This window comes from Streptomyces sp. URMC 123 (assembly GCF_051386515.1).
Classification (GTDB): Bacteria; Actinomycetota; Actinomycetes; order Streptomycetales; family Streptomycetaceae; genus Streptomyces.
The window spans coordinates 1-7,116 of record NZ_JBPQTV010000334.1 but is presented as its reverse complement, the minus strand read 5'-3'; the positions used below and the strand labels follow the sequence as shown (position 1 = coordinate 7,116).

At 78.5% G+C, this 7,116-nt stretch carries 3 protein-coding genes and 1 pseudogene; 3 read left to right on the top strand and 1 reads right to left on the bottom strand.

The window, feature by feature from the left end; translation table 11 throughout:
- The 3 genes from cobT to ACSNOD_RS26465 form a co-directional block, all read left to right on the top strand.
- On the top strand, nt 1-3,753 hold a 3,753-nt coding region (gene cobT / locus ACSNOD_RS26475), incomplete at its 5' end, for a nicotinate-nucleotide--dimethylbenzimidazole phosphoribosyltransferase (protein WP_436769578.1).
- A 473-nt stretch (nt 3,754-4,226) separates the two neighbouring features.
- Nucleotides 4,227-5,588: a uroporphyrinogen-III C-methyltransferase gene (cobA, locus tag ACSNOD_RS26470; protein WP_436769579.1), complete on the top strand. Its 1,362-nt coding sequence runs from the start codon at nt 4,227-4,229 to the stop codon at nt 5,586-5,588.
- A gap of 64 nt (nt 5,589-5,652) precedes the next feature.
- A complete protein-coding gene (locus ACSNOD_RS26465) occupies nt 5,653-6,471 on the top strand; it encodes a TrmH family RNA methyltransferase (protein WP_436769577.1) in 819 nt (272 codons plus the stop codon).
- Between the two features lie 136 nt (nt 6,472-6,607).
- Here ACSNOD_RS26465 and ACSNOD_RS26460 read toward each other — a convergent pair.
- A pseudogene (locus ACSNOD_RS26460) lies at nt 6,608-7,116 on the bottom strand (serine/threonine protein kinase); the annotation flags it as partial.

Genomic DNA, 7,116 nt, shown 5'->3' with positions numbered 1-7,116 from the left:
GGGTTCGGCGGCCCGGGCGCGCCCCCCCAGGCCGCCGCCGACCTCGCCGCCGCCGCGGAGCAGGGCGCGCACGAGGCCGGTGGTCGCGACTCCGGTTCCCTCGAACTCGACGCCGTGCGGGGCCCCGAGGCCGCGCCGCAGGGCGCCGCGCCCACCGGTGCCCCGACCGCGCCCGGGGCGCCCGCCGCCGAACCGGCGCGCCGTCCCCTCCACATGGGCCCGCCCGTGCCGGACGCCTCCCCGGGCGTCGTGCGCTCCCTCGCCGACCGCGGCCCCGCGGGGTCGCCGGCGGCGCCCCCCGCTCCGGCGACGCCCCCCCCGGCACCCCCTGCTCCGGCAGCGTCGCAGGGGCCGGGGGCGCCCATGCCCGTACGGCACGCCGGGCCGCCCACCACCGGCCCCGAGTACTTCGACATCTCCGGCGCCGAGCCCACCACGGCGCTCGCGGACGTTCTCACCGGCACGACCTCGGTCACGCTGCCCGGCTCCCTGCTGGGCGAGATGCCCGCGCAGGGCGCCGCCTGGTCGTCCGTGCCGCCGCAGATGTCACAGGCGTCTCAGGCGCCGCAGGCACCCCAGCAGCCGGCGACCGGAATCGAGCAGACGTCCGCAGAAACGGTCGATCGAGCCGCGGAGGGCGGGGCGCCCGGCGCCGAGCCGGCCGCCGCCACCACCGGTGGCGAGCCGGGCCCGGCCGTCGAGTCCGCTGAGGCTCCTGAGTCCGCCGTCACCGCCGAGCCGGCCGCGACCGCCGAGCCGTCGCCCGCCCTGGCCCCGGCCGTTCCCGCGCCCGGGAGCGAGCCGGCGCCGGCCGCGTACGAGTTCGCTGCCGGGCCCGACACCGGCGTCCCCGCGGCGACCGCGTCCGCACCCGCGCCCGTGCCCGGCCAGGCGACACCGGAGCAGCCCGTACCCGTACCCGTGCCCGTGCCCGGCCAGGCGGCGGAGCAGCCCCTGCCCGTGGCCGGTCAGGGCCCGGAGCAGCCCGCCATTGTCGAGGAGGCGCCCGCGCCGTCCGCCGACCCCGCGCAGCCGGCCGCTCCCGTGCTGCCCCGCCAGGCGACGCACTCGCCGGACGAGGCGCCGTCGGCCGCCGTGGCCGACCCCGCCACCGACGGGGCGACGCCGGAGGAGCAGCCCGCACCGGTCGTGCCCGCGCCCGAGGCCGTTCCCGCGCCCGACGCCGTGGCCGCGCCGGAGGCCGCGGACGCCGTCCGGCCCGCGGTGGAGGGCGGCGACGCGCCCACGCCGTCCCCGGCGCCCGAGGCGGAGGCCACGGCGGGCAACCCCGAGCAGCAGGCCGTTCCCGCCCAGCAGAGCGCTCCGGCTCAGCAGAGCGCCCCCGCCGAGGAGGCGGCCCCCGCTCAGGAAGGCCCCGTGGCCGAGGAAGCGGTCCCCGCTCAGGAGAACCCCGCCGCCGCGTCGGCACCGGCCGCCGGGAGCGCGCCGGGCCTGCCCGGCGCGCCCGTCCCCGGTCCGGCGCCCGTGCGCCACGCCGAGTGGCCCGCCGCCGAGGCCCCCGAGCCCGACACCCGTACGGCCGTCTCCACGCAGGTGCCCGAGCAGATGGCGTCCGTCACGGACGCGGACGCCGACCACCCGGCGCCGGCCGAGGCCGCGCCGGCACCGGGCGCGGCCGAGCAGACGCACGTCGACGACGCCACCGGCGCGCCCTCGGACGGCCCCGAGACCGCGCTCGCCCCCGAGGCCGGCGCTGCCGGGGCCGGCGCCCCCGAGGCGCCCGCCGCACCGGACGCCGCCGTGCCCGCCGCCGCGAGCCCGGAGTCCGCCGAGCCTGTCGCCGAGCCCGCTGCCGAGGCCGCCGTCGTGATCCCCGAGCCCGCCGCCGAGTCCGTCGAGTCCGTCGAGCCCGCCCAGGCCGCCGGCCCGTCCGGCGAGCCGGGGACCGAGCCCGAGCCCGGCCCCGCCACCGCCGCCGGGACGGACCCCGCCGCCGAGGCCGGCGCGGAGGACACGCCCGAGCCCGAGCCCGTACCCGTACCGGAGGAGGAGCGCGGCCCCGCGGCCGCCGGATACGGGGACGCCGAGCGCGAAGCCGTCCTGCGCGTGATGCGCGAGCGCCGCGACATCCGCAACGGCTTCCGCAAGGACCCCATCCCGCACGAGGTCCTGCGGCGCGTGCTGGAGGCCGCCCACACCGCGCCCAGCGTCGGCCACTCCCAGCCCTGGGACTTCGTCGTCATCCGCTCCGCCGAGACCCGGCAGCGCATGCACCAGCTCGCCGAGCGCCAGCGGGACGCCTACGCCACCTCGCTGCCCAAGGGCCGGGCGAAGCAGTTCAAGGCCCTGAAGATCGAGGCCATCCTCGACACCCCGGTGAACATCGTCGTCACCGCCGACCCCACCCGCGGCGGCCGGCACACCCTCGGCCGCCACACCCAGCCGCAGATGGCGCCGTACTCCTCCGCCCTCGCGGTGGAGAACCTCTGGCTCGCGGCGCGCGCCGAGGGCCTCGGCGTGGGCTGGGTCAGCTTCTTCGACGAGCGCGAGATGGTCCGCGAACTCGGCCTGCCCGAGCACCTGGAGGTCGTGGCCTACCTCTGCGTCGGATACGTCGACGAGTTCCCCGACGAGCCCGAACTGATGCAGGCCGGCTGGTCCAAGCGCCGGCCGCTGTCCTGGGTCGTGCACGAGGAGACGTACGGCCGCCGCGCCCTGCCCGGCGAGGAGCCCCACGACCTGCTCGCCGAGACCCTGCGCGGCATCCGCCCGCTCGACGCCAAGGCGCTCGGCGAGGCCTGGGAGCGGCAGAAGCGCATGACCAAGCCCGCCGGCGCGCTCGGCATGCTCGAAATCATCTCCGCGCAGCTCAGCGGGCTGTCCCGGCAGTGCCCGCCGCCCATCCCCGAGCCCGCGGCGGTGGCCATCTTCGCCGGCGACCACGGGGTGCACGCCCAGGGCGTCACCGCCTGGCCGCAGGAGGTCACCGCCCAGATGGTGGCCAACTTCCTCGGCGGCGGGGCCGTCTGCAACGCCTTCGCCACCCAGGTCGGGGCCGAGGTCTGCGTCGTCGACGTCGGTGTCGCGGCCGAGCTGCCCAGCACGCCCGGCCTCCTCCCGCGCAAGGTGCGGCACGGCACCGGCGACTTCACCACCGGGCCCGCCCTCACCCGCGAGGACGCCCTGCGCGCCATCGAGGTCGGCATCGAGACCGCCCGCGACCTCGTCGCCGCGGGCAACAAGGCGCTGCTCACCGGCGAGATGGGCATCGCCAACACCACCGTCTCCGCCGCGCTCATCTCCGTCTACACCGGCTCCGACCCGGCGGAGGTCACCGGGCGCGGCACCGGCATCAACGACGAGATGCACGCCCGGAAGGTGGAGGTCGTCCGGCGCGCCCTCGAACTCCACCAGCCGGACCCGGCCGACCCCATCGGCGTGCTCGCCGCGGTCGGCGGCCTGGAGCACGCGGCGATCGTCGGCCTGATCCTCGGCGGCGCGTCGCTGCGCACCCCCGTCATCCTCGACGGTGTCAGCGCGGGCGCGGCGGCGCTGGTCGCCGGCGCGATCGTGCCGGAGTCGCTGGCGGCGTGCATCGCGGGGCACCGCTCGGCCGAGCCCGGCCACGTCGCCGCCCTCACCAAGCTCGGCCTGCGGCCCCTGGTCGACCTCGACCTGCGGCTCGGCGAGGGCACGGGCGCGCTGCTGGCCCTGCCCGTCGTGCAGAGCGCGGCCCGGGCGATGCACGAAGTGGCGACGTTCGACGCGGCGGGGGTCAGCCCGAAACCGTGACGCCGCCCGGCGGGGCCCGCGACGGTTCTCTCCCGTCGCGGGGCCCGAGCCGGTTGCCGGCCGGCCGGCCCACGCACCGCCGTCGCTAAGACGCGCACCCGCCGCGAGGGGGACGCCGGAGCCCCGGCCGGCCGTGGCGGGCGTGACGGAGTCCCGACCGCCCGTGACAGAGGGGACGGAGCCCCGACCGGCCGTGGTGGATGCGCCGGAGCCCCGGCCCCGCGCGAGGGACACGCCCAAGATCACCCACCGCGGCGGAAACGGGAGAAGTCGACCTCGGCCGGGAGAACCCCGAACCGGACCGGAGGCCGCCGCGCCGCTAGGGTAGGCCGCAGGGGCATGCCAAACGGCCTGCGGCCCAGGCCGGGGAGCCCCTCCACCGTCACAGGACATGAGCCGACCGCCCCGGCGGTAGCGGACCACGCCCAGGGAGCCACCCCACCATGACCCAGAACGTCCCGGCAGGGGACCCCATGGAGCCGCGCGCGGGGGCCACCCCCGCCGACCACCCCGCGAACCCCTCCGCCCCGCCCGCCGGGGACGCCCCGTACCCCGTCGGGCTGCGCCTGCGCGGCCGCCGCGTCGTCGTGCTGGGCGCCGGCACCGTCGCGCAGCGCCGGCTCCCGGGGCTGCTCGCGGCCGGCGCCGACGTGCTGCTGGTCTCGCCGTCCGCGACCCCCTCCGTGGAGGCCATGGCGACCGCGGGCGAGCTCCGCTGGGAGCGCCGCCGCTATAGCGAGGGCGACCTCGCGAACGCCTGGTACGCCCTGATCGCCACGGACGACCCGGAGGCGAACGCCGCCGCCTCCGCCGAGGCCGAGCGCGAGCGCGTCTGGTGCGTGCGCAGCGACGACGCGGAGGCGGCCACCGCCTGGACGCCGGCGACCGGCCGGGTCGGCGGCGTGACCGTGGCCGTGCTGACCGGCCGCACCCCGCGCCGCTCCGCCGCCGTGCGGGACGCGATCGTCGAGGGGCTGCGGGACGGCGGCCTCGACGCGCCGCGCCGCCGCCCCGACGCGCCCCGGGTGGCGCTCGTCGGCGGCGGCCCCGGCGACCCCGACCTGATCACCGTGCGCGGCCGGCGGCTGCTCGCCGAGGCCGATGTGGTGATCGCGGACCGGCTCGGCCCGCGCGACCTGCTGGACGAACTGCCCCCGCACGTCGAGGTGATCGACGCGGCGAAGATCCCGTACGGCCGGGCGATGGCCCAGGAGGCCATCAACAGCGCGCTGATCGAGCACGCGCGGGCCGGCAAGGCGGTGGTCCGGCTGAAGGGCGGGGACCCGTTCGTCTTCGGCCGGGGCATGGAGGAGGTCGAGGCGCTGGCCGAGGCCGGCATCCCGTGCACGGTGGTGCCGGGCGTCTCCAGCTCCATCAGCGTGCCGGGCGCGGTCGGCATCCCCGTCACCCACCGCGGTGTGGCCCATGAGTTCACCGTGGTCAGCGGCCATGTGGGCCCGGACGACCCGCGGTCGCTGGTGGACTGGCCGTCGCTGGCGCGGCTGCGGGGCACGCTGGTGCTGATGATGGCCGTGGAGAAGATCGGCGCGATCGCCGAGGCGCTGATGGCGCACGGCAGGGCCGCCGACACCCCCGTGGCGGTCGTCCAGGAGGGCACGATGGCCACCCAGCGCCGGGTGGACGCCACGCTGGCGACCGTGGCCCGGACCGTGGCCGAGCGGGGCGTGCGCCCGCCGGCCGTGGTGGTGGTCGGCGCGGTGGCCGGGTTCCACGGCGGCGAGCGACCGGACGGCCGGGGACCGTCGGGCGGCCGGGAGCGACCGAGCGGCCAGGGACAGCCGAGCGGCCAGGAGCGACCGGCCGGCCGGGAGTAACCATCGGTAACCCGCGCCGGGCCCCGGCGTTGGCACCGGAACGAGGACAAGGCAGTATCACCCTGTGGCTGATCTCATCACGATCGACGACCCCGCCGACCCGCGGCTGCGCGACTACACCGACCTGACGGACGTGGAGCTGCGGCGGCGGCGCGAGCCCGCCGAGGGCCTGTTCATCGCCGAGGGCGAGAAGGTGATCCGCCGGGCCCGGGAGGCGGGCTACGGGATGCGCTCGATGCTGCTCTCGGCCAAGTGGGTCGATGTGATGCGGGACGTCATCGACGAGGCCGGCGCGCCGGTGTACGTGATCGAGCCCGAGCTCGCCGAGCGGGTGACGGGCTATCACGTGCACCGGGGCGCGCTGGCCTCGATGCGGCGCGAACCGCTGCCGGACGCGGCCGAGCTGCTCGCCGGCGCCCGCCGGGTGGCGGTGATGGAGTCGGTCAACGACCACACCAACATCGGCGCGATCTTCCGCAGCGCGGCGGCGCTGGGCATGGACGCGGTGCTGCTCTCGCCGGACTGCGCCGACCCGCTGTACCGGCGGTCGGTGAAGGTCTCGATGGGGGCGGTGTTCTCCGTGCCGTACGCGCGCCTGGAGCACTGGCCGCGCGGGCTGGAGTCCGTGCGGGAGGCCGGGTTCACCCTGCTGGCGCTCACTCCGGACGAGAAGGCGCGGGCCGTCGACGAGGTGGCGCCGCACCGGATGGAGCGGGTGGCGCTGATGCTGGGCGCGGAGGGGGACGGCCTGTCGACGAAGGCGCTGGTCGCCGCGGACGAGTGGGTCCGCATCCCGATGGCGCACGGCGTCGACTCGCTCAACGTGGGCGCGGCCGCGGCCGTGGCCTTCTACGCCGTCGCGACCGGCGGCCCGCGCGACTGACGCACGGCCCGTGGCGGGCGGCGAACCCGCCTCCCGCCGGAACGGGCCCTTCCCGTGGCCCGTGGCCGAGGAGCCCGTACCCGTACGGGAGCGGGCCGGACGCGAGCGGGCCGGTGCCGGTCCGCCGGGGCGGCGGTCAGCGCGGGCCGGTGCCTGCCCCGGGGCCGGGTACGAGGCCGGAAACGGCGTCGGAGCCGAGTGCCCCGGAGCCGGCCCCAAAACTGGAGGCGGAGTCGGGGCCGGGCGCTGCGGACGCGGCGGGGCCCGCCGGGCGCTGGATCGGGCCCAGCGACGACGCCGGCCCCTGGCAGCCCTGGGCGGCGGCGATCCCGAGCGCCACCAGCAGCGTGACGGTGACAAAGACGATCAGCCGCTGGCGCAGCAGCCGGCGGTCCGGCCCGGCGGGGCGGCGCCCGCCCGCCGTCGAGCGCGCCGGAGGACGCACGCGCCCCCGGGGGTCCGAGCCACGCGCCGGAGTGCGCGAGGACGGCGTACGCCCTGCGGAGCGCCCACCCGTGCCCGGCCGCGAGGCCGACCCCGCCCGGCCGCCGGCGCCGGAGCGCGGGCCGTTACGGGGCTCGGCGGGCGGCGGGAACCGGAGCGGCCCACCGGGCGGCTCGCCGAACAGTACGCGCGTCAGCGCAC

Bases quoted from the DNA above. Each gene is read 5' to 3' on its own strand.
- cobA (WP_436769579.1), top strand. From the start codon at position 4,227: ATGGAGCCGCGCGCGGGGGCCACCCCCGCCGACCACCCCGCGAACCCC.